The sequence below is a fragment of the Micromonospora sp. SH-82 genome, from assembly GCF_051132485.1.
Classification (GTDB): domain Bacteria; phylum Actinomycetota; class Actinomycetes; order Mycobacteriales; family Micromonosporaceae; genus Micromonospora.
Map to the genome: position 1 here is coordinate 4,175,930 of NZ_CP148049.1, position 24,518 is coordinate 4,200,447.

Annotated in this window: 28 protein-coding genes and 1 riboswitch; of the genes, 19 read left to right on the forward strand and 9 right to left on the reverse strand. The window is 71.2% G+C overall.

Going from position 1 to position 24,518, the window contains the following annotated elements; genetic code table 11:
- Positions 1-14: 14 nt before the first annotated feature.
- The 10 genes from WHN02_RS18575 to WHN02_RS18620 all read left to right on the forward strand — a co-directional run bounded on the left by WHN02_RS18575 (position 15) and on the right by WHN02_RS18620 (position 6,922).
- Complete coding sequence (locus WHN02_RS18575; protein ID WP_434739992.1) at positions 15-479, forward strand: MarR family transcriptional regulator; 465 nt, start codon at positions 15-17, stop codon at positions 477-479.
- A gap of 265 nt (positions 480-744) precedes the next feature.
- Positions 745-1,374 (forward strand): CDP-alcohol phosphatidyltransferase family protein, encoded by a 630-nt coding sequence (locus tag WHN02_RS18580; RefSeq protein WP_434739993.1) that lies wholly within the window; start codon positions 745-747, stop codon positions 1,372-1,374.
- Positions 1,371-2,282, forward strand: coding sequence for a DUF881 domain-containing protein (locus tag WHN02_RS18585; protein WP_434739994.1), 912 nt, complete (start codon positions 1,371-1,373; stop codon positions 2,280-2,282). Before WHN02_RS18580 ends, WHN02_RS18585 begins: the two co-directional genes overlap by 4 nt.
- Positions 2,279-2,611 (forward strand): small basic family protein, encoded by a 333-nt coding sequence (locus tag WHN02_RS18590; RefSeq protein WP_350899011.1) that lies wholly within the window; start codon positions 2,279-2,281, stop codon positions 2,609-2,611. The genes WHN02_RS18585 and WHN02_RS18590 overlap by 4 nt, the downstream gene beginning before the upstream one ends.
- A gap of 9 nt (positions 2,612-2,620) precedes the next feature.
- Complete coding sequence (locus tag WHN02_RS18595) at positions 2,621-3,613, forward strand: DUF881 domain-containing protein (RefSeq protein WP_434739995.1); 993 nt, start codon at positions 2,621-2,623, stop codon at positions 3,611-3,613.
- Positions 3,614-3,670: 57 nt separating this feature from the next.
- Entirely contained in the window at positions 3,671-4,051 is a 381-nt protein-coding gene (gene gcvH / locus WHN02_RS18600) for a glycine cleavage system protein GcvH (protein WP_434739996.1), read from the forward strand.
- A gap of 216 nt (positions 4,052-4,267) precedes the next feature.
- Positions 4,268-4,720 (forward strand): oxoglutarate dehydrogenase inhibitor Odhl, encoded by a 453-nt coding sequence (odhI, locus tag WHN02_RS18605; protein ID WP_350899017.1) that lies wholly within the window; start codon positions 4,268-4,270, stop codon positions 4,718-4,720.
- A gap of 50 nt (positions 4,721-4,770) precedes the next feature.
- Positions 4,771-5,469 (forward strand): transcriptional regulator FtsR, encoded by a 699-nt coding sequence (gene ftsR, locus WHN02_RS18610; protein WP_434739997.1) that lies wholly within the window; start codon positions 4,771-4,773, stop codon positions 5,467-5,469.
- A gap of 212 nt (positions 5,470-5,681) precedes the next feature.
- Positions 5,682-6,146 (forward strand): bifunctional nuclease family protein, encoded by a 465-nt coding sequence (locus tag WHN02_RS18615; protein WP_350899034.1) that lies wholly within the window; start codon positions 5,682-5,684, stop codon positions 6,144-6,146.
- Between the two features lie 188 nt (positions 6,147-6,334).
- The gene (locus WHN02_RS18620; RefSeq protein WP_434739998.1) at positions 6,335-6,922 is read left to right on the forward strand and encodes a MerR family transcriptional regulator; all 588 of its coding nucleotides are present in this window, start codon (positions 6,335-6,337) and stop codon (positions 6,920-6,922) included.
- Between the two features lie 13 nt (positions 6,923-6,935).
- Here WHN02_RS18620 and WHN02_RS18625 read toward each other — a convergent pair whose 3' ends face one another.
- On the reverse strand, positions 6,936-7,595 hold the full coding sequence (locus WHN02_RS18625) for an NAD(P)H-binding protein (protein ID WP_434739999.1): 660 nt from the start codon (positions 7,593-7,595) through the stop codon (positions 6,936-6,938).
- A gap of 103 nt (positions 7,596-7,698) precedes the next feature.
- Here WHN02_RS18625 and WHN02_RS18630 point away from each other — a divergent pair, with 103 nt between their 5' ends.
- Both WHN02_RS18630 and gcvP read left to right on the forward strand, forming a co-directional pair.
- A complete protein-coding gene (locus WHN02_RS18630; protein WP_434744001.1) occupies positions 7,699-8,553 on the forward strand; it encodes an NAD-dependent protein deacetylase in 855 nt (284 codons plus the stop codon).
- A 63-nt stretch (positions 8,554-8,616) separates the two neighbouring features.
- A riboswitch (glycine riboswitch) is annotated at positions 8,617-8,710 on the forward strand.
- Positions 8,711-8,797: 87 nt separating this feature from the next.
- Positions 8,798-11,641, forward strand: a complete 2,844-nt coding sequence (gcvP, locus tag WHN02_RS18635) for an aminomethyl-transferring glycine dehydrogenase (protein ID WP_434740000.1) — start codon at positions 8,798-8,800, stop codon at positions 11,639-11,641.
- 63 nt (positions 11,642-11,704) lie between these two features.
- Here the strand turns inward: gcvP and WHN02_RS18640 are convergent, their stop codons facing one another.
- Entirely contained in the window at positions 11,705-11,905 is a 201-nt protein-coding gene (locus WHN02_RS18640; protein ID WP_350899025.1) for a DUF5999 family protein, read from the reverse strand.
- A 96-nt stretch (positions 11,906-12,001) separates the two neighbouring features.
- Between WHN02_RS18640 and WHN02_RS18645 the strand changes: the two genes are divergently transcribed.
- Complete coding sequence (locus WHN02_RS18645) at positions 12,002-13,267, forward strand: chorismate-binding protein (protein WP_434740001.1); 1,266 nt, start codon at positions 12,002-12,004, stop codon at positions 13,265-13,267.
- Positions 13,264-13,767 carry a peptide deformylase gene (gene def / locus WHN02_RS18650; RefSeq protein WP_434740002.1) on the forward strand — a complete coding sequence of 168 codons (504 nt, stop codon included), beginning with the start codon at positions 13,264-13,266 and terminating at the stop codon, positions 13,765-13,767. Before WHN02_RS18645 ends, def begins: the two co-directional genes overlap by 4 nt.
- Positions 13,768-13,878: 111 nt before the next feature.
- On the opposite strand, the gene WHN02_RS18655 is transcribed toward def, so the two are convergent.
- Both WHN02_RS18655 and WHN02_RS18660 read right to left on the reverse strand, forming a co-directional pair.
- Positions 13,879-14,490 (reverse strand): DUF998 domain-containing protein, encoded by a 612-nt coding sequence (locus tag WHN02_RS18655; RefSeq protein WP_434740003.1) that lies wholly within the window; start codon positions 14,488-14,490, stop codon positions 13,879-13,881.
- 152 nt (positions 14,491-14,642) lie between these two features.
- Positions 14,643-14,978: a winged helix-turn-helix transcriptional regulator gene (locus WHN02_RS18660; protein WP_434740004.1), complete on the reverse strand. Its 336-nt coding sequence runs from the start codon at positions 14,976-14,978 to the stop codon at positions 14,643-14,645.
- Between the two features lie 107 nt (positions 14,979-15,085).
- Here WHN02_RS18660 and WHN02_RS18665 point away from each other — a divergent pair, with 107 nt between their 5' ends.
- Positions 15,086-15,694: a malonic semialdehyde reductase gene (locus tag WHN02_RS18665; RefSeq protein ID WP_434740005.1), complete on the forward strand. Its 609-nt coding sequence runs from the start codon at positions 15,086-15,088 to the stop codon at positions 15,692-15,694.
- Between the two features lie 3 nt (positions 15,695-15,697).
- Here the strand turns inward: WHN02_RS18665 and WHN02_RS18670 are convergent, their stop codons facing one another.
- A complete protein-coding gene (locus WHN02_RS18670) occupies positions 15,698-16,423 on the reverse strand; it encodes a sulfite exporter TauE/SafE family protein (RefSeq protein WP_434744002.1) in 726 nt (241 codons plus the stop codon).
- 239 nt (positions 16,424-16,662) lie between these two features.
- Between WHN02_RS18670 and WHN02_RS18675 the strand changes: the two genes are divergently transcribed.
- The gene (locus tag WHN02_RS18675; RefSeq protein WP_434740006.1) at positions 16,663-17,442 is read left to right on the forward strand and encodes an endonuclease/exonuclease/phosphatase family protein; all 780 of its coding nucleotides are present in this window, start codon (positions 16,663-16,665) and stop codon (positions 17,440-17,442) included.
- On the opposite strand, the gene WHN02_RS18680 is transcribed toward WHN02_RS18675, so the two are convergent.
- Together WHN02_RS18680 and WHN02_RS18685 are read right to left on the reverse strand one after the other, a co-directional pair.
- Entirely contained in the window at positions 17,439-18,434 is a 996-nt protein-coding gene (locus tag WHN02_RS18680; protein WP_434740007.1) for a tyrosine-type recombinase/integrase, read from the reverse strand. The two genes, WHN02_RS18675 and WHN02_RS18680, sit on opposite strands and share 4 nt — an antisense overlap.
- A 470-nt stretch (positions 18,435-18,904) precedes the next feature.
- Entirely contained in the window at positions 18,905-19,633 is a 729-nt protein-coding gene (locus WHN02_RS18685; protein ID WP_350899040.1) for an SDR family NAD(P)-dependent oxidoreductase, read from the reverse strand.
- Positions 19,634-19,754: 121 nt separating this feature from the next.
- Here WHN02_RS18685 and WHN02_RS18690 point away from each other — a divergent pair, with 121 nt between their 5' ends.
- Positions 19,755-20,210, forward strand: a complete 456-nt coding sequence (locus WHN02_RS18690) for a peroxiredoxin (protein ID WP_434740008.1) — start codon at positions 19,755-19,757, stop codon at positions 20,208-20,210.
- A gap of 76 nt (positions 20,211-20,286) precedes the next feature.
- Positions 20,287-20,994: a hypothetical protein gene (locus tag WHN02_RS18695; protein WP_434740009.1), complete on the forward strand. Its 708-nt coding sequence runs from the start codon at positions 20,287-20,289 to the stop codon at positions 20,992-20,994.
- Positions 20,995-21,121: 127 nt separating this feature from the next.
- On the opposite strand, the gene cydB is transcribed toward WHN02_RS18695, so the two are convergent.
- Together cydB and WHN02_RS18705 are read right to left on the reverse strand one after the other, a co-directional pair.
- On the reverse strand, positions 21,122-22,120 hold the full coding sequence (gene cydB / locus WHN02_RS18700) for a cytochrome d ubiquinol oxidase subunit II (RefSeq protein WP_434740010.1): 999 nt from the start codon (positions 22,118-22,120) through the stop codon (positions 21,122-21,124).
- A 15-nt stretch (positions 22,121-22,135) separates the two neighbouring features.
- Positions 22,136-23,551 carry a cytochrome ubiquinol oxidase subunit I gene (locus tag WHN02_RS18705; RefSeq protein WP_434740011.1) on the reverse strand — a complete coding sequence of 472 codons (1,416 nt, stop codon included), beginning with the start codon at positions 23,549-23,551 and terminating at the stop codon, positions 22,136-22,138.
- Positions 23,552-23,735: 184 nt separating this feature from the next.
- Between WHN02_RS18705 and WHN02_RS18710 the strand changes: the two genes are divergently transcribed.
- Positions 23,736-24,512 carry a lysophospholipid acyltransferase family protein gene (locus WHN02_RS18710; RefSeq protein WP_434740012.1) on the forward strand — a complete coding sequence of 259 codons (777 nt, stop codon included), beginning with the start codon at positions 23,736-23,738 and terminating at the stop codon, positions 24,510-24,512.
- Positions 24,513-24,518: the final 6 nt, after the last annotated feature.

Genomic DNA, 24,518 nt, shown 5'->3' on the forward strand with positions numbered 1-24,518 from the left:
GCAGGGGACACCGGGTGGAGCGACCTCCGAACCTTGCCGCAGCGGTCGAGGCGGCAGCCGACGCGTTGGTGGGTGTGTTGGATTCCGCAGTGTCCAGGCAGGACCTGACGGTGTCGCCGACGCAGTTGCGGGTGTTGGCGTTGGTGACGACGCGGCCGGATCTGAACGTCAACCGGTTGGCCGAGGTGTTGGATGTGGTGCCGTCGTCGGCGAGTCGCCTGTGTGACCGTCTGGAGGCGACCGGGTTGTTGCGGCGGGTCGCGGATCCGCGGGATCGGCGTGAGGTGCGGTTGGTGCCGACGCCGGCGGCGCAGTCGTTGTTGTGTGAGGTGAAGGAGCGTCGGCGGCGGGCGGTGCAGGGGGTGTTGGATCGGATGCCGGGTCGGGCGCAGCACGAGTTGTTGTTGGCGTTGGCGGCGTTCGGTCAGGCGGTGGCGGCGGGCGCGGATCCGGGTGACAGTCCGGCGCGGTCGGCGTGAGTGGGTTCGGGGTGTGGTGGGGGTTGTCGCAGGATCGGTGACTCCGGTCACAACGGCAGACGCGAAACAACAGCGGCAAACCGCCAGAAGCAGGCCCGTTATAGTGGCAGCGCAAGTCACCCGCCTTCGGTCGACCGATCGGGCGGCAACAGGCGAGGGTCCCGTCGGGGGCCGGGAGCGGCCTCGGCGGTGGTACCGCGTCCGGGTGCCCGCCTTCTCCGGTCTTGTGGGGTGGGCGGGGCGTGTGCCCGCGGGGGGAGGTTCGGTGTCGGGTCGGCCCGCGCAGCAGCAGCCGTCGCCCGGGGCGGGGCCGTCGGTGGTCGGTGACCGGATCCTGACCCTGCCGAACGTGATCAGTTTCGTGCGGCTGTTGGGTGTGCCGCTGTTCCTGTACCTGTTCCTGGTGGTCGAGGCGGACGTGGCGGCGATCGTGGTGTTGGCGGTCGGTGGCACCACGGACTGGGTGGACGGGTGGGTGGCCCGGCGGCTGCGTCAGGTGAGTCGGCTCGGGGAGTTGTTGGATCCGTTCGCCGACAGGTTGTACATCCTGGCCACGGTGTTGGCGTTCACGGCGCGGGAGGTGGTGCCGTGGGAGTTCACGGTGGCGCTGTTCGGTCGGGAGTTGTTGTTGTTGGGGTCGTTGGCGGTGTTGCGCCGGCACGGGTACGGTCCGCCGCCGGTGCACTACGTGGGTAAGACTGCGACGTTCCTGTTGTTGGCGGCGTTCCCGTTGCTGTTGTTGGCCTCGGCGGTGCCGGACACGTCGGTGTCTGCGTCGTCGGCGGGGTGGGCGTTGGCCTGGTGGGGGTTGGTCCTGTACTGGGTGGCGGGGGCGTTGTACGTGGTGCAGGCCGGGCGGTTGGTGCGGTCGGTGCGGCGTGGGGTGGTGTCGTGAGCGACTCGGGTTCGGGTCGGGGGCGTGGGGATCGCACGTACGCGCCGGACTTCCTGACGGAGTTGTTCCGTAACCCGTTGGATCCGGGGTACGAGGACGCGGCGCGGAGTCGGGTGGCGGGGGCGCCGGTGTGGCCGGCGCGGTCGGTGACGGCGGTGGTGTTGGTGGTGGTGGGTTTCCTGCTGGCGGTGGCGTATCGGCAGACGGTGGCGGAGGAGCCGGGGCGGGCGCAGGCGCGGGCGGGGTTGGTGGAGCAGATCCGGGAGCGTGAGGAGGAGTCCGACCGGTTGGGTGAGCGGGCGGACGCGTTGCGCGACGAGGTGAGCCGGTTGCGGGTGCAGGCGTTGGGTGGTTCGGAGGCGGCGCGGTTGCGGGAGTTGGAGGCGGGCACGGGGGTGGGTCGGGTGCGGGGTGACGGTGTGGTGGTGCGGTTGGCCGACGCCCGTGACGATCCGGATGCGGTGACGGGGGCGGCCGACGGTGGGGCGGGCCCGGACCGGGTGATCTACAGCGATCTTCAGCGGGTGGCGAACGCGTTGTGGGGTGCGGGGGCGGAGGCGGTGTCGATCAATGGTCAGCGGTTGACGGCGACGTCGACGATCAGGTCGGCGGGGGATGCGATCCTGGTGGATTTCCGGCCGGTGACGGGGCCGTACGAGGTGTCGGCGATCGGTCCGGGTGAGATGCGCAAGCGGTTCGAGGGCAGTGCGGCGTCGGCGTTGATGCGTCAGGTGGCGTCGAAGACGGGGTTGTCGTTCGGGGTGCGGGTGGCCGAGGATCTGACGTTGCCGGCGGCGGCGGAGCCGCGGTTGCGGTGGGCGGGGCCGCCGGTGGATCCGAGTCCGTCGGGCAGTTCTGAGTCGTCCGGGTCGCGGACGTCTCCCAGTCCTTCTGGAGGTGGCCGGTGATCGCGGTGCTGGCGTTGCTCGCCGGTGTGGTGCTCGGGTTGTATCTGGATCCGACGGTTCCGGCGGCGTTGCAGCCGTATCTGCCGATCGCGGTGGTGGCGGCGTTGGATGCGGTGTTCGGTGGGGTGCGGGCGAAGTTGGACCGGATCTTCGACGACAAGCAGTTCGTGGTGTCGTTCATCTCGAATGTGCTGGTGGCGGGGTTGATCGTGTATCTGGGTGACCAGTTGGGTGTGGGTGGGCAGTTGTCCACCGGTGTGGTGGTGGTGTTGGGGGTGCGGATCTTCGGCAATGTGGCGGCGATTCGCCGGCACCTGTTCCGGGCGTAGGTTGGTGGCGTGAGCGACGAGCACACCGATACGGGTACGGGTCGGCCGTCGGGTGGGGGGCGGCCGGTGGGGTCGTCTCCGGGCCCGGATCCACGGCCGCAGGCGCCGTCGGCGGACGAGGTGGGTGACCTGACGCCGGCGGGACGGGAGGCGGAGCCGTCGGTTCCGGGGGGCGCAGGGGTGTCCGCCCCGGTGTCGCCGGGGTCCGCCACCCCTGCGGACGACCCCGACCCTGATGCCGACCTTGACGGGGATGCGGAGACGGTCGACCTGTCCCGGGCGGGGTCTGCGCAGGACGGGCCGCGGTGGCGGTTCGGGTCGGCCGGTGTGGTGATCGCGGTGTTGTTGGCGTTGCTGGGGTTCACCCTGGCGGTGCAGTTGAAGACGACGTCGACGGACGGGTCGTTGGCGGCGGCGCGGCAGGAGGACCTGGTGCGGATCCTGTCGGACCTGGACCAGCGGGAGAACCGGCTCCGGCAGGACATCGCGGCGTTGGAGGACAGCCAGCGGCAGTTGACCTCGGGTGTGGAGGGCCGGCAGGCGGCGTTGGAGGAGGCGACGCGGCGGGCTGACGAGTTGGGGATCCTGGCGGGGACGTTGCCGGCGGCGGGGCCGGGGTTGTCGGTGCGGTTCGAGTCGGTGTCGACGCCGGTGGAGGCGTTCCGGATCCTGGACGCGGTGCAGGAGCTGCGGGGTGCCGGTGCGGAGGCGATGCAGATCTCCGGGCGCGGTGGGGATCCGGTGCGGGTGGTGGCGTCGACGTACTTCCTCGACGCCGAGGGTGGGGGGTTGTCGGTGGACGGGCGGCGGTTGTCGGGGCCGTACACGATCCTGGTGATCGGGGAGCCGGACACGATGCGTACGGCGTTGCGCATTCCGGGCGGGGTGGTCGCTGCGGTTCAGCGTGCCGGCGGTAACGTGATCGTCGAGGAGCGTGAGGTCGTCGAGGTTTCGGCGCTGCACGAGCCGACCAAGCTGGAGCACGCCCGTCCGGTCTCGTGACCGGCGCGGCCGGCACCGGTCTCCTGCCGGTGCACCGATGGATGAAGGACGCGTCTGGTGATTCCTGAGGATCTGCGGTACACCGCTGAGCACGAGTGGGTGGTGGGTGACGGCAGTGGGGCTGTGCGGGTGGGGATCACCCATTACGCGCAGGACGCGCTGGGCGACATCGTGTTCGTCCAGTTGCCGGAGGTCGGTGCCGTGGTGGCCGCCGGTGATTCGTTGGGCGAGATCGAGTCGACGAAGAGTGTGTCGGAGATCTACGCGCCGGTCGGTGGCACCGTGTCGGCGCGCAACGACGTGTTGTCCGACACCCCTGAGGTGATCAACTCCGACCCGTACGGTGCGGGGTGGTTGGTGGAGATCACCTGCGACGACGTGGCTGCGGTGGAGGGTTTGTTGTCCGCTGCGGCCTACCGTGACCTCATCGAGGGTTGAGTCGGGCCGGGTTCGTGACGGGAGTCGTTTCCCGCGCGTCCGGTTGCCCTGCATTTCGGTGCTGGCTAGGCTCGCCCAGTTGACCGAGAATCCAATAGTTGAGCGTTGCGGAATTGCCTTCCCTGGCAGGGGAGAGCCAGCCGCCGGGTGTTGCACTGCCCGGCGGCCAGACTCGCCCTTACCCGACGCGACCGATCTGATCCGTGAGGTGGTCCCATGACGCGCCCAGGCGACGAGTTCCCCCCACTCGACGTCACTTCGACGCTCAATCTCGGTTCGCTCGACGAAGTGCTGGAGGGGCCGGACACCGATGTGGTGCCGAGCCGGATGTCCAGTTCGTTGCCGCCGGGAATGGCTCTGCTGGTGGTTCGGCGGGGTCCGAATGCGGGCGCCCGGTTCTTGTTGGACCATGACGTGACGACCAGTGGGCGGCACCCCGACAGTGACATCTTCCTCGACGACGTGACGGTGTCGAGGCGGCACGCGGAGTTCCACCGTGACGGTGGCACGTTCACGGTCCGGGACGTGGGTAGCTTGAACGGCACGTACGTGAACCGTGAGCGTGTGGAGGCGGCTACGTTGAGCAATGGTGACGAGGTGCAGATCGGGAAGTTCCGGGTGGTGTTCATCGCCGGTCCGCGTCCGGAGGAGGGGGCCGGCCGGGGGTGAACGAGCCTGCGGCTTCGACGCCGCCGGGAGCGGCCCGGGCGCATCCGCTGATGAGTATCGGCGAGGTGTTGTCTCAACTGCGGGCCGACTTCCCGGACATCACCATTTCCAAGTTGCGGTTCCTGGAGGCCGAGGGCCTGGTGGAGCCGCAGCGGACTGCTGCGGGTTACCGGAAGTACAGCTGGGACGACGTGGCGCGGTTGCGGTTCGTGCTGACCGCGCAGCGGGACCAGTATCTGCCGTTGCGGGTGATCCGTGAGCAGCTCGCGGGGTGGGACGGGTCGGCGGACGGCCCGGGTCCGCCGCGGCCGACGTTGGTGGCGGTGGGTCCGGGTGGTGAGGTGCCGGGCCGGACCGCGGAGCCGGCGGAGTCCGGGCAGGTGCGGTTGGGTCGGGTGGACCTGGTCGCGCGCAGTGGGATCGACGAGTCGACGCTGGTCGAGTTGGAGCGGCTCGGGATCGTCGTGTCGGATCCGCCGGGCTGGTACGACGGCGACGCGTTGATCATCGCGCGGGCGGTGGCGGGTCTGGCGGCGTACGGGATCCAGCCCCGGCACCTGCGGGGGTACCGGACGGCGGCCGACCGTGAGGTGGGTTTGTTCGCGCAGTTGGTGGCCCCGTTGGCGCGGCAGAGTGATCCGGCGGCGCGGGCGCGGGCTGCGGAGACGGCGCGGGAGTTGGTCGCGTTGTCGCAGCAGTTGCACGCGGCGTTGGTGCGGGTGGGGTTGCGGTCGACGTTGGGTCGGTGAGGGTCGGCCGCGTTCTCCCTCGGGTGCGGTGTGGTGGGGTTGGTCGTGCGTGGTGATCGGCCCCGGTGGGCGTGTCGTAGGCTTGCCGGGGTAACTCGTTCTGGCGTGGTGTATGGGCTGGTGACGCGTTCCACAGCCTGTTCGCGGTCCGTGTACCGTGGCGGGGAAGGGCGCGGTGCGGGCATATGAGTGACGACGACACGGAGGCGGCGGTGCGCGAGCTGAGCGTGGTCGGAGTTCGGGTGGAGCTGCCCAGCAACCAGCCGATCGTCCTGCTCAGGGAGGTCGAGGGCGACCGCTACCTGCCGATCTGGATCGGTGCGGTCGAGGCGACGGCGATCGCCTACGAGCAGCAGGGGGTCAAACCCGCTCGTCCGTTGACGCACGACCTGCTGCGTGACGTGCTGTCGGCGCTGGAGGCGCCGTTGCGGGCGGTGGAGATCACCGAGTTGAAGGAGAGCGTCTTCTACGCGGATCTGCTGATCGGTGACGGGGTGCGGGTGTCGGCCCGGCCGAGTGACTCGATCGCGTTGGCGTTGCGGGTGGGGGCGCCGATTCGTTGTGCGGAGCAGGTCCTCAGTGAGGCGGGGATCGTGATCCCCGACGAGCAGGAGGACGAGGTGGAGAAGTTCCGCGAGTTCCTGGAGCAGGTGAGTCCGGAGGACTTCGCGGGCTGACGACCCACCCCGACACAGCCCGGTGACTGAGGGTGACGGCGGGTGGTGTGGGGTCGGTGAGTGTCGCTGCGCGGCGTGTCGCGGTGGTTTCTCCGTGGTAACTCTTCATGCTCGCTATAGGGTTGCCGTGTCGAGGGGTGCACGTCCCGGAAACGATGTGTCACCGCACGGGCGGGGAGGTTGTCGGGATGCATGAGCCGCGAGATTCCGATCCGGGTGTTCATCAGCGTCAACCGGACGGCACACCACCGGACACGATGACGGACAGTGACGGTTCGGTGGGGTATCGGGGTGTGACGGCCTGTCACGCGGTGGGTATCAGCTATCGGCAGTTGGACTACTGGGCGCGGACGGCGCTGGTGGTGCCGAGTGTGCGTGACGCCTCCGGGTCCGGTACCGCCCGGTTGTACTCGTTCCGCGACCTGGTGGTGTTGAAGGTCGTGAAGCGGTTGCTGGACGCGGGGGTGTCCCTGCAGAACATCCGCAAGGCGATCGAGGCGTTGCGGTCGCGGGGCGTGGCGGACCTTGCCGGGATCACGTTGATCTCCGACGGTACGACGGTGTACGAGTGCCGGTCACCGGAGGAGGTCGTCGACCTGCTCCAGGGTGGGCAGGGTGTGTTCGGCATCGCGATCGGTGGCGCGTTCAAGGAGGTCCAGGGTTCGCTGTCGCACCTGCCGGCGGAGCCTGCGGTGGTGGACGGCCCCGAACCGGTCGTGTCGGAGGTCGCGGGCGACGAGTTGGCGGCCCGGCGGGCCCGCCGCCGGGCGGGCTGACCGCCGCCCCGGGTCAGGCGTCGACGGCGGCGGTGACCGCGTCGTCGACGGCCGTGTCCCCGCCGACGAGTTCCACGGTGATCCCGGCGGTGTCGGGCCGGTCGAGCAGGACACGCAGCACGTGGGCGACGTCGGCGCGGCTGACCGCCCCGGACGGGACGTGCCGGGCGAGGGTGACCCGCCCCGTCGGCGGGTCGTCGGTGAGCCGACCGGGTCGCAGCACCGTCACGTCGAGGTCCCGGCCGGTCAGGTCGTCCTCGGCGGCCTTCTTGGCCCGCAGGTAGGCGGCGAACACCTCGTCGGTGCCGGGCGCCGGGTCCCGGTCGACGCCCATCGACGACACCAGCAGGTAGCGGCGTACCCCGGCGGTGTGGGCGGCGTCGGCGAGGAGCGTGGCCGCACCCCGGTCGACGGTGTCCTTGCGGGCGGCCCCGCTGCCGGGTCCGGCCCCGGCGGCGAAGACCACCGCGTCGGCGTCGGCCAGGTGGGCGGCGACCTCCTCGACGGTGCTGTGTTCCAGGTCGCAGAGCACGGGTCGGATGCCGTCGGCGGTGAGCGCACCGACGTGGTCGGGGTTGCGGACCAGACCGACGGGGGTGTCGCCGCGGGCGGCGAGGTCCTGTCCGAGCAGTCGGGCGATCTTGCCGTGGCCTCCGGCGATGACGACACGCATACCGGTCACCGTAGCGGCTGCGGGCGGTGTCCGCGCGGGGACGCCGCCCGCAGAGGCGTGGCCGGTGGGCGGGCCGTTGAGGCAGCATGGACGGGTGACGGAGATGGTCGAGGCGGTGGCCGGGCTGTTGGACGCCGGTCGGGTGGTGGTGCTCAGCGGGGCGGGGTTGTCCACCGAGTCGGGGATCCCCGACTACCGGGGGCCCAGCGGGGTGGCCCGTCGGCACACCCCGATGACGTACCAGACGTTCACCGGTGACCCGGTGGCACGACGGCGGTACTGGGCCCGCAGCCACCTGGGGTGGCGGCTGGTGTCCCGGGCCGCCCCGAACGCGGGACACCGGGCCGTGGCCCGGTTGCAGGAGGCGGGGCTGGTGTCGGGGGTGATCACCCAGAACGTCGACGGGTTGCACACCGCCGCCGGGTCCGGGTCGGTGGTGGAACTGCACGGCTGCCTCGACCGGGTGGTGTGTCTGGGCTGCGGTGACCGGTCCTCGCGGGAGGACCTGGACCGGCGGTTGCAGGCGGCGAACCCGGGGTTCGGGGCGCGGGTGACGGCGGTGAACCCCGACGGCGACGTCGACCTCGACGACGGGCAGGTGGCCGCGTTCCGGACGGTGGACTGCACGACGTGTGGGGGGATCGTCAAACCCGACGTGGTGTTCTTCGGGGAGACGGTGCCGGCACCCCGGGTGGCCCGGTGTTTCTCCCTGGTGCAGCAGGCCCGGTCGGTGCTGGTCCTGGGATCGTCGTTGACGGTGATGTCGGGTCGCCGGTTCGTGGTCCGGGCGGCGAGACAGGGCATCCCGGTGGTGATCGTCAACCAGGGGCCGACCCGGGGCGACGGGTACGCGGCGCTGCGCTGGGACGGCCCTCTGGGGGTGCTCCTCCCGGCCCTGGCCGACCGGTTGACCGGCGGCGGTCAGGTCCCCGCGGCGGCCCACCCGGTGGCGGTGTGAGCAGCTGCGGTGGGGACGACGTGCCGGGGTGGGCGGGCCGCTGGTAGCGTTGACCTTGCCGGTATCACCCACGGGGGAGAGACCGCCGAGGTGTCGGCGGCGCCGAAGGGGCATATCCTCCCCGGAACCTCTCAGGCAAAAGGACCTCGTGGGCAGGCACTGTGGAGCGTCCGCACCGGATGTGCGGGGGTGACTCAGGGGGAGGCCGACGTGTCGACCTCAGCCCCTGGAAGGTGCCCCTCCCATGACCTCGGAACAGTTCGCCGACCGGCACGTCGGCCCTGATCAGGACGCGCAGCGGCGCATGTTGGACGTCGTCGGCTACGACTCGGTCGACGAGCTGATGGACGCGGCGATCCCGGAGTCGATCCGCTGGCACGGCGACCTGGACCTGCCCGCCCCGGTCGGTGAGGCCGAGGCGGTGGCGCAGCTGCGGGAACTGGCCGCCCGCAACACCGTCGCGGTGTCGATGATCGGGTTGGGCTACCACGGCACGCACACCCCGGCGGTGATCCGCCGTAACGTGCTGGAGAACCCGGCCTGGTACACGGCGTACACCCCGTACCAGCCGGAGATCAGCCAGGGCCGGCTGGAGGCGCTGCTGAACTTCCAGACCGTGGTGACCGACCTCACCGGGCTGGCCACGGCGAACGCGTCGATGCTCGACGAGGCCACGGCGGCGGCGGAGGCGATGACCCTGGCCCGTCGGGCGTCCAAGAGCACCAGCCCGGTGTACGTCGTCGACGCCGACACCCTGCCGCAGACCGTCGCGGTGATCGCCGGTCGGGCCCAGCCGCTGGGGATCGAGGTGCGGGTCGTCGACGTCGACGTCGACGACCTGCCGGCGGAGTTCTTCGGCCTGCACCTGCAGTACCCGGGGGCGTCGGGGCGGGTACGCGACCACGAGCCGCTGGTCACGGCGGCCCACCGGGTCGGTGCGGTGGTGTGCGTCGCGGCGGACCTGCTGGCGTTGACGCTGCTGCGCCCGCCGGGGGAGATCGGCGCGGACATCGCGGCGGGCACCACCCAACGGTTCGGGGTGCCGATGGGCTTCGGTGGCCCCCACGCCGGTTACCTGGCGGTCCGTTCCGGGTTGGAGCGGATGCTGCCGGGACGCCTGGTGGGGGTGTCCCGGGACGCGGCGGGCGCACCGGCGTACCGGTTGGCGTTGCAGACCCGGGAGCAGCACATCCGGCGGGAGAAGGCGACCAGCAACATCTGCACCGCGCAGGTGCTGCTGGCGGTGATGGCCGGCATGTACGCGGTGTACCACGGCCCGGAGGGGCTGCGGGCGATCGCCGGGCGCACCCACGGGCACGCGGTGCGGTTGGCGGCGGGGTTGGCGGCCGTCGACGGGGTGCAGGTGGTGCACGACGCGTTCTTCGACACGGTGCTGCTGCGGGTGCCGGGCCGGGCGGAGCAGGTGGTGGCGCAGGCGGCGGCGCGGGGCGTGAACGTCCGGCTGGTCGATGCCGACCTGGTGGGGGTCGCCTGCGACGAGACGACTGTGGGGGCGCACTTGGAGGCGGTGTGGGAGGCGTTCGCGGCGGCCCTGGGCGCGGCGGTGCCCGCCGTGGCCGGTGACCCCGCCGAGGTCCTGCCCGCCGGGTTGACCCGGACCACCCCGATGCTGACCCACCCGGTGTTCCACACCCACCGGTCGGAGACGGCGATGCTGCGGTACCTGCGGCGGTTGGCGGACTTCGACTACGCCCTGGACCGGGGGATGATCCCGCTGGGGTCGTGCACGATGAAGCTCAACGCCACCACCGAGATGGCGGCCGTCACCTGGCCGGAGTTCGCCGACGTGCACCCGATGGCACCGGCGGAGCAGACCGTCGGGTACCGGGAGCTGATCGGTCAGCTGGAGGACTGGCTGGCGGAGGTGACCGGCTACGACGCGGTCAGTGTGCAGCCCAACGCCGGGTCGCAGGGGGAACTGGCCGGGTTGCTGGCGATCCGGGCGTACCACGCCGACCGGGGTCAGGGGCACCGCGACGTGTGTCTGATCCCGTCGTCGGCGCACGGCACGAACGCGGCGAGCGCGGTGATGGCCGGGATGCGGGTGGTCGTGGTGGCGTGTGACGCCGACGGCGACGTGGACCTGGTGGACCTGGACGCGAAGATCGACACGCATCGGGACGCCCTGGCGGCGATCATGGTGACGTATCCGTCGACGCACGGGGTGTACGAGACGGGCATCGCGCAGCTGTGCGCGAAGGTCCACGACGCCGGCGGTCAGGTGTACGTGGACGGGGCGAACCTCAACGCCCTGGTGGGGTACGCCAAGCCGGGCCGGTTCGGGGCGGACGTGTCACACCTGAACCTGCACAAGACGTTCTGCATCCCGCACGGCGGGGGCGGCCCGGGGGTGGGCCCGGTGGCGGTCCGCGCCCACCTGGCCCCGTTCCTGCCGGGTGACCCGGTGGGGGAGCACGGGCCGGGACGGCCGGCGATCTCGGCGGCCCGGTACGGGTCGGCGGGGATCCTGCCGATCCCGTGGGCGTACCTGCGGATGATGGGGTCGGCGGGGTTGACCCGGGCCACCGGGGTGGCGGTCCTGGCGGCCAACTACGTGGCGGCGCGGCTGCGGGCGTCCTTCCCGGTCCTGTACGCCGGGAACAAGGGCCTGGTGGCCCACGAGTGCGTCCTGGACCTGCGGCCGTTGACGAAGGCGTCGGGGGTGACGGTCGACGACGTCGCGAAACGGCTGATCGACTACGGGTTCCACGCGCCGACGATGTCGTTCCCGGTGGCGGGGACGTTGATGGTGGAGCCGACCGAGAGCGAGGACCTGGCGGAGCTGGACCGGTTCTGCGACGCGATGATCGCGATCCGCGACGAGATCGACGGGGTGGCGTCGGGGCAGTGGCCCCGTGAGGACAGCCCGCTGTCGAACGCCCCGCACACCGCGGCGATGGTGTCGGCCGACGAGTGGCCCCACCCGTATCCGCGGTCGGTGGGGGCGTACCCGACCGGCGTGGACCGGACGGGGAAGTACTGGCCGCCGGTACGGCGGGTCGACGGGGCCTACGGTGACCGGAACCTCATGTGTTCCTGCCCGTCGCCGCAGGCGTTCGAGGACTGACGTACGCTGCGGCGCGGCCGTCCCGGGCGGGGGCGGAGGCCACCGGTGACGGTGGGTGAGGGGTCAGGCGACCAGGGCGTGACGGGCCGGGCCGCGGTGGGGGGCGATGCTGCGGCCGTCGGGCAGCAGCTCGCCGGTGTCCTCGAAAAGGATCACCCCGTTGCAGAGCAGACTCCAGCCCTGTTCGGGAAAGCAGGCGATGGCGCGGGCGGCCTCCCGGTCGGTCGCATCAGCGGAGGGGCAGGTGGTTTGGTGCTGGCACATCGGGTTCTCCGGACTGTGGGGGCACTGTGTCATGGTTCACACAACCAGTGACGCACAGTACCAAGTCGCGGCGCGTCGCATCGAGCGGCTTTCACCGTGGCGCGTCGGAAATCCGCTGAACGGATGAGGAAGGTCGGACCGAGTGGCGTGGAAACGCTCCCACAGCGATTGATTGACGTCCCCGCCATCCCCACCGGATGCCGACCCCACCTCACCGAACGAGACCGCTGGCAGTGGCACCGCACCGACGGCGGCAACCCCCTCACCACCGTCCAGGACTTCCTCACCCACCACGGACTGCCCGTCACCGACCTCACCCGCCCCACCACCCCCGGCGACCACCGACCCGGCCAGGTCTGCGGCGCCGCCCTCTACGTCTCCGCCGCCGCCGGCGCCCACCTCCTCGGCGTACCCACCCCCACCGAACCCGCCCCCACCCTCCCCGACGTCGTCGCCGTCGTCTACCACCACACCACCCGACCCACCCCCCACACCCCACCACCCGCCACCGACTGGACCCTCGGACCCTGGCAGGACAGCTGGACCCCCCACGCCCACGCCCACGCCGTCCAGGCCGTCCGCGACGCCATCGGACGCGGCGACGTCTACCAGGTCAACCTCGTCGGCCACGCCAGCGCCCCCTACCACGGCGACCCCCTACCCGCCCTGACCCGACTGGCCACCCTCCCCGGCGCCCGCTACGGCGGCACCCTCACCGGCGACGGCTGGGCCATCGGCTGCGCCTCCCCGGAAACCCTCGTCGAGGTCACCGGCGACCGCGTCCTCACCCGCCCCATCAAAGGCACCCGACCCGCCACCCCCGCCGGCCGACACGACCTGCTCACCTCGGCCAAGGAACGCGCCGAACACATCATGATCGTCGACCTCGAACGCAACGACCTCGCCCACATCGCCCACACCGGCACCGTCACCGTCGACCAGCTCTACGCCGTCCGCCGCTGGTGCGACCTGTGGCAGGCCGAATCCACCGTCTCCGCCACCCTCACCCACGGCACCGGCCTCGCCGACCTCCTCCACGCCGTCTGCCCCGGCGGCTCCGTCACCGGCGCCCCCAAACGCTCCGCCCTGCACCACATCGCCGCCCTGGAACCCACCGGCCGCGGCGCCGGCATGGGCGCCCTCGGCTGGATCGCCCCCGGCCACCTCGACCTCGGCCTCACCATCCGCACCGCCGCCACCGACACCGACCACCTGCACCTGTGGGCCGGCGGCGGCATCACCTGGGACAGCGACCCCACCGCCGAAGTCGCCGAAGCCGCCGCCAAGGCCGCACCCCTGCGCGCCCTGCTCGCCGGCACCCCACCACCACCGAAACCCGCCGACTACCCTTGCCAGCCATGACCATGCGGCCCATCCGGATCATCGGCGACCCCGTCCTACGCACCCCCAACGACCCCGTCACCACCTTCGACGCCGACCTGCGCGCCCTCGTCACCGACCTGATGGACACCCTGCTCGGCGCCCCCGGACGCGCCGGCGTCGCCGCACCCCAGATCGGCGTCAACGCCCAGGTCTTCGTCTACGACGCCGACGGCCACCGCGGCCACCTCGTCAACCCCACCCTCGACCTGTCCGACGACACCGACGACGACGACGAGGGCTGCCTGTCCATCCCCGGCCTGTACTTCCCCACCCGCCGCGCCCGCCACGTCACCGCCCACGGCCTCGACCAGCACGGCGAACCCCGCACCATCACCGCCGACGGATTCCTCGCCCGCGCCCTGCAACACGAGACCGACCACCTCGCCGGACGCCTCTACGTCGACACCCTCACCGGCCCGGTCCGCCGCCGCGCCCTACGCGAGATCCGCGCCGGCCACTACGACCGCACCCACCGCTGAACCACCCACCCCGCACCGACAGCCACCCTCAGGTACCGGCCCCGCCCGCACGACGCCGACGACCGGCACCGGCAACCCGACGTGCAGTCCCAGACCGACAGGCGTCCCCCGCTACCCCCGGGGCCGGGCGGAGGTCGACCGGAGAGCGACCAGCCCGGCCACGCCCAGCCACACGTACCCCGGCCAGAACGCCAACCGCTCGAACAACCCACCGAACTCCGGCTCGGACACCCGCACCACGAACGCCACCGCGGCGGCCAGGGACACCACCCCGACCACCGTGACCACCCGGTCGCGCAGCCGCACCCCGCTCGCGACCAGCGCCACGGGCATCGCCACCAGCGCCGGCAACGCGACGAGCGAGTGCAGGTCGAGGTCCCGGTCGAGCGGCACCAGGCCGGTGCCGACCGAACTGAGCCCGGCCACGACCCACAGCCACCGGACCCACCCACCGGCGACCCGGTGCCGCACGAACAGGGCACCGACGACCATCAACGCCCCGGACACCACGAAGGCGGCGTTCAACAACAGGTGCCACGGCGAACAGACCGCGACGTCGCCGTACGGGTACGCGACAGTGGTGCAGGCGCTCGCGCCGAGATCACTGATCGTGTCGTCGACGAAGCTGTACGGAACCCTGACGGCCGTCGCCGTGACGACCTCGGCGACCAGGTACAGCGGTTGGACGAACCAGGCGACGACGCCGAGACGGTGCAAGGACACTCGTGTGACTCCTAGGCTGCTACGGCACGGGGACGCGACATCCACCGCTGTACCCACCACGGCCCGAACCTGACCCTCACCCCGGTCGCGGACACATCCCCGACGACCGCGGCCGACCCGGACGACGCACCCGGGACGCAGCGCCCCCCTCGTCAGTCCGACAGGTTCTCGTCCGCCCACACCGCCAGAGCGTCCAACGCCGGCAACAGGGCACACCCCCGCTCGGTGAGCCGATAGCTCACCTCCACCGGGGGGCCCTCCCGCACCGACCGGCTCACCAACCCCACCCGGGCCAGCTCGCCCAACCGGTCGGACAGCACCGACTCACTGATCCCCGGCAACGCCCGGGTCAACTCGGCGAACCTCGCCGGACCGTGCGCCAGGGTCCCCAGGATCACCCCGTTCCACCGCTTGCCCAGGAAGGCGAACGCCCGGGCCAGACCACCGGCACACGGCGGGGGAGTACGGCCGGGCACGGAGACGGTCATGCCACCCACGATACGTGTCACCCCCGACAACCAAGAGACTTCTAAAAAACTAGCTGCTACCGTTACCCGAGCGCCGGACCCATTCGGCCCCCACCCGAGGAGCAACAATGACCGACCTCCACACCCCCCTCACCCTCCACCCCGACGCCCAAGCCCAACTCTTCACCCACGCCCACACCGCCAACACCTTCACCGACCAACCCGTCACCGACGACCAACTCCACGCCATCTACGACCTCGCCAAGTTCCCACCCACCGCCATGAACGTCCAACCCCTGCGCATCCTCTACACCCGCCCCGGCACCACCCGCGACCGCCTCCTCACCCACCTCGCCGAAGGCAACCGCGCCAAGACCGCCACCGCCCCCGTCACCGCCGTCCTCGCCGCCGACACCGACTTCCACCACCACCTCCCCACCACCTTCCCCGTCCTCCCCGGCCTCCAGGAACGCTTCGCCGCCGACGACACCACCCGCGAGAACACCGCCCGCTTCAACGCCACCATCCAGATCGGCTACTACCTCCTCGGCATCCGCGCCGCCGGACTCGCCGCCGGCCCCATGGGCGGATTCGACCCCCCCGGCATCGACACCGAATTCTTCACCGACAACGGCTGGAAATCCCTCCTCGTCGTCAACATCGGCCACCCCGGACCCGACGCCTACCGCCCCCGCCTACCCCGCCTCACCCACACCGACGCCACCCACACCCCCTGACCCTCACACCCCACCCGCCACCCACTGATCCCACCCCAACCGCACCACCAACGCCGTCACCACCACCACCAACACCACCCGCACGAACCCCGAACCCCGCCGCAACGCCATCCGAGCCCCCACCACCGCACCCACCACGTTGCACACCGCCATCGCCGCCCCCAACACCCACAACACGTGCCCCGTCGCCGCGAACACCACCAACGCCCCCAGATTCGTCCCCACATTCACCACCTTCGCCATCGCCGACGCGTGCAGGAAATCCGCCCCCACCACCGCCGTGAACGCCAACACCAGAAACGTCCCCGTCGCCGGACCCACCAACCCGTCGTACAACGCCACACCCACCCCGGCCACCCCCACCGCCACCGCCATCCGCACCCGCGTACGCCGATGCGGCAGCGACACCACCCCCAACGTCGGACGCGCCACCACCAACACCGCCACCGCCACCAACACCACCAACAACACCGGCCGATAAGCCCCCGCCGGCACCACCCCCGCCAACCCCGCACCCAACCCCGCACACACCAGCGCCAACCCCGCCGCCGGACCCGCCACCTGCCAATCCACCTTCGTCCGCCGCGCATACGTCACCGCCGCCGTCGACGTCCCCGCGATCGCCACCAACTTGTTCGTCCCCAACGCCGTCGCCACCGGCACCCCCGGCACCCCCACCAACAACGCCGGCAACAACACCAACCCACCACCCCCCACCACCGCGTCGATCCACCCCGCCACAGCAGCAGCCGACAACAACATCAACACCGACGTCAGATCGATATCCACGGCCGCACATTCTGCCCACCACCACCCCCCACACCGGCGCCGCTGTGCGCAGCCTCACCGCCCCCGCCGCCGCCGCAACCACACCCCCCACACCGCCACCACCACGAACACCAACACCGAACACACCAACAACCGCGCCATCGGGCAACACTCCCACACCCCCCACTAGGGTTCACCCTGTGCGCCTGGCCACCTTCAACCTGCTCAACGGCCGATCACTCACCGACGGGCTCGTCGACCCCGACCGCCTCACCGCCGCCGTCACCAACCTCGACGCCGACATCCTCGCCCTCCAGGAAGTCGACCGCGACCAGACCCGCAGCGGCAACCTCGACCAGACCACCCTCGCCGCCCACGCCCTCGACACCCCCCACCACCGCTTCGCCCCCGCCCTCGTCGGCACCCCCGGAACCCACTTCCGCCCCCTCCACCACGACGACGACGGACACGGCGAACCCTGCTACGGCGTCGGCCTCGTCACCCGCCACCCCGTCCGCAGCTGGCACACCACCCGCCTCCGCGCCGCCCCCATCCGCTCCCCGCTCTACATCCCCGGCCCCGGCGGCGGACTCATCCTCCTGCGCGACGAACCCCGCGTCGTCCTCGCCGCAGTCCTCGACACCCCCCACGGCACCCTCACCGTCGCCACCACCCACCTCTCCTTCGTCCCCGGCTGGAACGCCCACCAACTCCGCCAGACCATCCGCGCCCTCCGCACCCTGCCCGCACCCCGCATCCTCCTCGGCGACCTCAACCTCCCCGCCGGACCCGCCCGCCTCGTCACCGGCTGGCAACCCCTCGGCCGCCGACCCACCTACCCCGCCCCCCACCCCCGCGTCCAACTCGACCACATCCTCGCCGACCCCTCCGACCTGCACCGCCTCCCACCCGTCACCGCCGTCACCACCCCCGCCACCACCATCTCCGACCACCGCCCCCTCCTGGTCGACCTCGGCTAGACCCCACCCCACAACCCCGACAACACCCGATGAGTACGGTTCGACCGCACCGCCGCCCGCTGCTGACCCGCCGTCACCTCGATGTACGTCTGCGACGACGCCAACGACGCGTGCCCCAACAACCGCATGATCTCCGCCGCACTCGCCCCGTCCTCGGCCAACCGCGTCGCAAACGTGTGCCGCAACGCGTGCAACCGGGCACCCGCCGGCACCCGGTCACCGATCCCGGCCCGGCGGTAACAGGAATCCACCAGATACTGCAGGCCACCCCGCCGCAACGGCTCACCCCGCCGATCCACCAACAACGGCGAATCCGGACGGACACTACGGCCACCGAACCGCCGTACCCGACTGTCCAGATAGGCCACCACCACCTCGTCCAGCTCCGGCTCGACCGGCACCACCCGAGGACGACCCCCCTTACCCGACACCTCCACCCGCCGCTCACCGGCCCGCCCACCCACCGAGGACACCCGCAGCGCCAACAACTCCGACAGCCGCAACCCCGCGCACAACGCCAACGCCAACACCGCCACGTCGCGCTCCGGCCACGGGTCCCGCTGCCGACCGTCCTCCCGCGCCACCGACGCCAGCAACTGCTCCGGGGTGTCCTCCCCGCGCAGCGGCTTGGGCTGGGGGAGGGGAGCCCGGGGCCGCCCCACCGCCGGCATCGGATTGCCCGCCACCACCTGTTCGGCGACCAGGAACGTGAAGAAGGCGTTCCAGCTCGACCAGGCCCGGTGCACCGACGCCGCCGCCCGGGGTGCGGCGAACCGCGCGAACGCCGCCCGCAGCACCCGGGGGGAGAGGTCGGCGAGGCGGACCTCGGCGAGGGGGAGGGGAGGGGTGCTCTCCTCGCCGACCAGGGCGAGGACGGTGAGCAGGTCCCGCCGGTACGCGGCCAGGGTGTGCGGGGAGGGCTTACGGGTGGCCCGGGCGGTCAGGAAATCCCCGACGAGCCGCTCGACCGACGTATCCGACTTATCCTGCATAAGGGATATTATGCAGGATTCTCATGTGGATCGGGGGGCGGCAGGGGGCCGGGGGTCGTGGTCTCGACGGGGTGGTGGTGGGGCCGGTGCGGACAGTCGAGTGGGGGACGGAGGTTCCGAGGTTGGGGCGGGACTGCGTGAGGTCGCGATACGCACCGTATCGGGTCGACGCGGAAGATCCCGGAGTCGACCACCCGGGCCTGTGGACCTCGGGGCCGGCCGACTGTCGAGCCGGCGACCGACATGCGGGCGTCGGTTGGTGGCGATGTCGGCGTGCCGGGCGGCCGTGGGTCTCGGTCGCTGATGCGTGAGCACCTGCGGGCGCAGCCGCCGGCGGCTGCGGAGTGGGCGCCGGTCTGACGGCGCTGCGCCACGTGACGCCCAGACCCCTGGTCGGGGACCCCCGACCAGGCCAGCTTTACATAATGTGCATTATCGAATGTGAGCCGTACCGCTGGGAAGTGGCTCTCTCACAGCCCTCCGGAGACCCGCAGGATCGTCCCCGTGGTGTACGAGGCCTCCGGGCCGAGCAGCCACGCCACGGCGGCGGCCACCTCGTCGGGTTCGCCGGGTCGGCCCAGCGGGATCCGCCCGGCGGCGCGCTCGGGCCGGTCGGGTACGCCGGAGACGGCGTGGATCTCGGTGCGGACGATGCCGGGTGCGACGGCGTTGACCCGGATGCCACGGGGGGCGAGTTCCTTGGCCAGGCCGACGGTGAGGGTTTCGGCGGCGGCTTTGGCGGCGGCGTAGTGGACGTACTCCCCTGGGCTGCCGAGTGCGGCGGCGACGGACGAGATGTTGACGATGGCGCCGCCGGTGGGTAGGCGGCGGGCGGCCTGTCGGGCGCAGAGGAGGTAGCCGACGACGTTGACGTCGACGACGCGGCGCAGGTCCTCGACGTGAAGGTCGGCGAGGGGGCCGATGGGGCTGGTGACGCCGGCGTTGTTGACCAGGCCGGTGATCGGGCCGAGGTCGGCGGCGGCGTCGAACAGGTCGGTGACGGCGTCGGGGTCGGTGGTGTCGACGGGCAGGGCGAGGCCGCGTCGGCCGGTGGCGTGGATGTCGGCGAGGACGGCGGCGGCGGAGTCGTGGTCGCGGCGGTAGCAGATGACGACGTCGTGTCCGTCGGTGGCGAGGCGGCGGGCGGTGGCGGCGCCGATGCCGCGTCCCCCGCCGGTGACGATGGTCAGTGGTGGCACTGTCTTCCCCCTGCCGTGGGTGGTGTCGGTGAGGCTACCGTGGCGGGGTCGTGTCGGCGGGTGGTCCTCGGAGAGGGGTCTCCCCCGGCCTTCCCGGATGGTCGAGGTGTGGAGGTGCGTGATGGTGGATGTCGGTGACGTGGTGGAGGACTTCGAGTTGCCGGACCAGACGGGTGCGCCGCGTCGGTTGTCGGAGTTCCTGGAGTCGGGGCCGGTGGTGTTGTTCTTCTACCCGGCGGCGCTGACGCGGGGGTGCACGGTGGAGAGTTGCCACTTCCGGGATCTGGCGGCGGAGTTCGCGGCGGTGGGGGCGACGCGGGTGGGGATCAGTCGGGATCCGGTGGCGCGGCAGGCGGAGTTCGCCGATCGGCACGGTTTCGACTATCCGTTGTTGTCGGACGAGGACGGGGTGGTGGCGCAGCGGTTCGGGGTGCGGCGGCGGTTGCCGTTGGGTCCGTTGGGGACGCGGCGGATGACGTTCGTGATCGGGGTGGATCGGCGGGTGTTGGGGGTGGTGCACAGCGAGTTGAAGATGAACGAGCACGCGGATGCGGCGTTGCGGGTGTTGGGGGGTTGATCCCGGCGTGGTGGGTGTCTGAGGTGGCTGGTATCAAGGCAGGGTTCAGACAGGTGTACGGAAGAAGAGGTTGCTGATGGGTGCCGGCGGCGAGGGTTTGTCCACTGACGAGGTGCAGAGCATCCGGGAGGCTCTGGCGGCGGGGCGTAAGCCGAAGGTGGTGTTCACCGCGTCGGCGGGGCAGGTCGTCGGGCAGGTGGGGCAGGTGGTGGAGTTGACCGATCCTGCGGTGTCGGACGAGTTCGTGGTGGTCCGGTTCGGGCGTGACGAGTTGCCCTTCTCCCCCGGCGACGTGGCGGTGGCGCCTCGGGGTGCGGGGCGTCGGGTGGCGGAGCCGAAGGTGGAGGTCGAGCCGGAGGTGGTGGAGGCGAAGCCGGTGGAGCCGGAGTTCGTGTTGGATCAGCGGCCGCCGGTGCCCCGGCAGCAGCAGCGGGAGGAGTCGAGTGTGGAGACGGTGGAGGCGGCGGAGGCGAAGCCGGCGCGTCGGGCGGTGAAGGCGGCGAAGCCGAAGCCTCCGGCGGGGTTGACGGTGACGTTGGCCTATGCGGAGGGTGAGTGGACGGTGGCGGCGCAGCAGGGCAGCAAGTCGTTGGCGAAGCCGTACGTGGTGAAGCCGGCGGAGGCGTTGCGGATGGTGGCGTTGGTGGATGTTCCGGGGGTGCAGGAGGCGGTGGAGCAGATCATGGCGGTGGAGCGGTCGGAGGCGGAGCAGCAGGCGGAGAAGTTGCGGGCGGAGTTGGCGGAGATCGAGGCGCGGTTGGCGGAGTTGCGCGAGGCGGGTTGATCCTGCGGTGGGTGTGGGCGGCCGTGTGGGAGGGGTGTTTCCTCTTCGGCGCGGCCGTTCGGCTGTGGTGGGTGTGGTTCGGCCCCGGTGCGCGTGGGTGGCGTACCGGGGCCGTGGTGTGGGTGGGTCAGTTCTGGGGGATGTGGTGGACGCCGATGCGTTTGCGGAAGACCCAGTAGGTCCAGCCTTGGTAGGCCAGGACGACGGGGGTGAACAGGACGGCGACCCAGGTCATGATCGTGAGGGTGTAGTGGGTGGAGGCGGCGTTGGTGGCGGTGAGGGTGCCGGTGGGGTCGGCGGTGGAGGGTAGGACGTTGGGGAACAGGGCGGTGAAGAGGGTGGCCACGGCGAGGGCGATGGCCAGGGCGGTGCCGGTGAAGGCCCAGCCTTCGCGGCGGGCGCGGGTGGCGGCGAGGCCGGCGAGGAGGGCGAGGGCGGCGGTGACGGCGAGGGTGGTGGCGGCGGTGTTGCTGCGGATGGTGAGGGTCCAGGTGAGGAAGGTGGTGGTGAGGAGGGTGGCGGCGAGGCCGAGGCGGAGGGCGAGGGTGCGGGCGCGGTGGCGGATGTCGCCGACGGTTTTGAGGGCGATGAAGACGGCGCCGTGGGTGGCGAAGAGGGTGGCGGTGGTGGCGCCGCCGAGGAGTGCGTAGGGGCTGAGGAGGTCGGTGAGGCCGCCGATGTATTCGTGGTCGGCGTCGAGGGGTACGCCGCGCAGGATGTTGGCGAAGGCGACGCCCCAGAGGATGGCGGGGATGAGGGAGCCGATGAAGATGGCGGTGTCCCAGCGGTTCTTCCAGGATGCTTCGGGTCGTTTGTGGCGGTATTCGAAGGCGACGCCTCGGATGATGAGGGCGAGGAGGATGAGCAGGAGGGGGAGGTAGAAGCCGGAGAAGAGGGTGGCGTACCACTCGGGGAAGGCGGCGAACATGGCGCCGCCTGCGGTGATGAGCCAGACTTCGTTGCCGTCCCAGACGGGTCCGATGGTGTTGATCATTACTCGGCGTTCGCGGTCGTTGCGGCCGAGGGCGGGTAGGAGCATGCCGACGCCGAAGTCGAAGCCTTCGAGGATGAAGTAGCCGGTGAAGAGGCCGGCGATGAGGAGAAACCAGACGGTGGTGAGGTCCACGGTGGGGCTCCGGGGTCAGTAGGCGAAGGCGAGGGGGCGGTCGTTGTCGTCGGTGTCGTCGTCGGGTTCGGTGGGTTCGGTGATCTCGGGTACGCCGGCTTTGGCGTAGCGGAGCAGGAGTTTGACCTCGACGACGGCGAGGGTGGCGTAGATGAGGGTGAAGGCGGCGAAGCTGGTGAGGACTTCGGCGAGGCTGACGCTGCGGGAGACGCCGTCGCGGGTGAGCATCTCGCCGAAGACGATCCAGGGTTGGCGGCCCATCTCGGTGAAGATCCAGCCGAAGGAGTTGGCGAGGAGGGGCAGGATGGGCATGATCACTGCGGCGCGCAGGAGCCAGCGGCTGCGGGGGGTGCGGCCTCGGCGTTGGGCCCAGAGGACCCAGAGGGCGATGGCGGCGGCGGCGAGCCCGAAGCCGATCATGAAGCGGAAGCTCCAGTAGGCGACGGGGATGATCGGGGCGTAGTCGCCGGGGCCGTACTGGGCGGCGTACTGGGCCTGGAGGTCGTTGATGCCGTGGACGGTGCCGTTGGGGTCTCCGGTGCTGAGGAAGGAGAGCAGGTAGGGGATCTTGAGGGCGAAGACCTCCCGGCTGCCGTCGAGGCTGCCGACGGTGAGCACGGAGAAGGCGGCGGGGCTCTCGGTGGTGTAGAGGCCTTCGGCGGCGGCCATCTTCATCGGCTGCACCTCGGTCATGATCTTGCTCTGGATGTCGCCGGTGACCAGTACCCCGGCGGTGGAGATGAGGGCGACGAGGGAGCCCATCTTGGCGGCGAAGCGGTAGGCGGGGGTGTCGGGGTTGTCGGGGCGGCGGATGAGGTGCCAGACGGCGACGGCGACGAGGAGGCTGCCGGCGACGAGGAAGCTGCCGAAGATGGTGTGCGGGAAGGTGACCAGGGCGACCTTGTTGGTGAGGACGGCGACGAAGTCGGTGAGTTCGGCGCGTCCGCTGTCGGGGTTGATGCGGTAGCCGACGGGGTTCTGCATCCAGGAGTTGGCGGCGAGGATGAAGTAGGCGCTGAGGTTGCTGCCGATGGCGGCGGCCCAGATGCTGGCCAGGTGGAGGCGTCGGGGTAGTCGGTCCCAGCCGAAGATCCACAGGCCGATGAAGGTGGATTCGAGGAAGAAGGCGACGAGGGCTTCGATGGCCAGGGGGGCGCCGAAGATGTCGCCGACGAAGCGGGAGTAGTCGCTCCAGTTCATGCCGAACTGGAATTCCTGGACGATGCCGGTGACGACGCCCATGGCGAAGTTGATGAGGAAGAGCTTGCCGTAGAATTTGGTGAGTTTGAGGTATTTCTCGTCACCGGTGCGGTGCCAGAGGGTTTGCAGGATGGCGACCAGGACGGAGAGTCCGATGGTCAGTGGTACGAAGAGAAAGTGGTAGACGGTGGTGACACCGAATTGCCAGCGGGCGACGTCCAACGCGTCCACCAGAACCCCCAGGTCTGCATACTACAAGGCGTAGTAGATGCTACTCGCTGTCGTAGGCGGATCGGCAGGGACGGAGGTCCCGAACCGCCCCGGGTCCCATGACCTTGATCACGCGGGCCCGGTAGCCGCCACGACGCCTACCGGGCTGCCCACCCGGGGGCACGCATGGCAGCATCGACCGCTGATGGACACCCCGCACTCCCCCTGGCGGCCGCCCCTGCTGTGGCGCGGCGCGCAACTGTTCGCCCGGTTCCTGGTCGCGCTGCTCGCCCGGCTGCACGTCACCGGCGACGTCCCCGCGCACCTGCGCCGGGGGCCCCTGATCCTCACCGCCAACCACATCAGCCCGTTCGACCCGATCGTGCTGGCCGCCGCCTGTTCCGGGCTGGGGGTCTCCCCCCGGATCATGGCCACCGCCGGGCTGTTCCGGTTCCCGGTGGTGGGGACGGCGATGCGCCACTGCGGGCACATCCGGGTCGACCGGGGTACCGCCGCCGTCGGGCGGGCCCTGGACGACGCCGCCATCGCCGCCGGTGACTCGGTGGTGCTGCTCTACCCGGAGGGGCGCATCGGACTCGACCCCGGCCTGTGGCCCGAACGCGGCAAGACCGGCGCGGCGCGGCTCGCCCTGGGTACCGGGGTCACCGTCGTCCCGGTGGCCCAGTGGGGATCCCACGAGGTCCTGCCGTACCGGGCGCCCCGGGGGATGCTGCGGGCCGTGGCCCGCGCGGTGGTGCGCCGACCGGTCGTCCGGGTGCACTTCGGTGCCCCGGTCGACCTGGGTGACCTGCGCGCCGGTGCGCCGGGGGCGGCCCGGCGGGCCACCGACCGGATCATCGACGCGATCACCGAGGCGCTGGTCCCGTTGCGGCCGGACGAACCCGACGTCGCCCGGCACGTCGACCCCACCCGGCCGGTGGACACCAGCCGGGTCCACCGGCGTCGGGTCGAGGGCGGCTGACCGGGT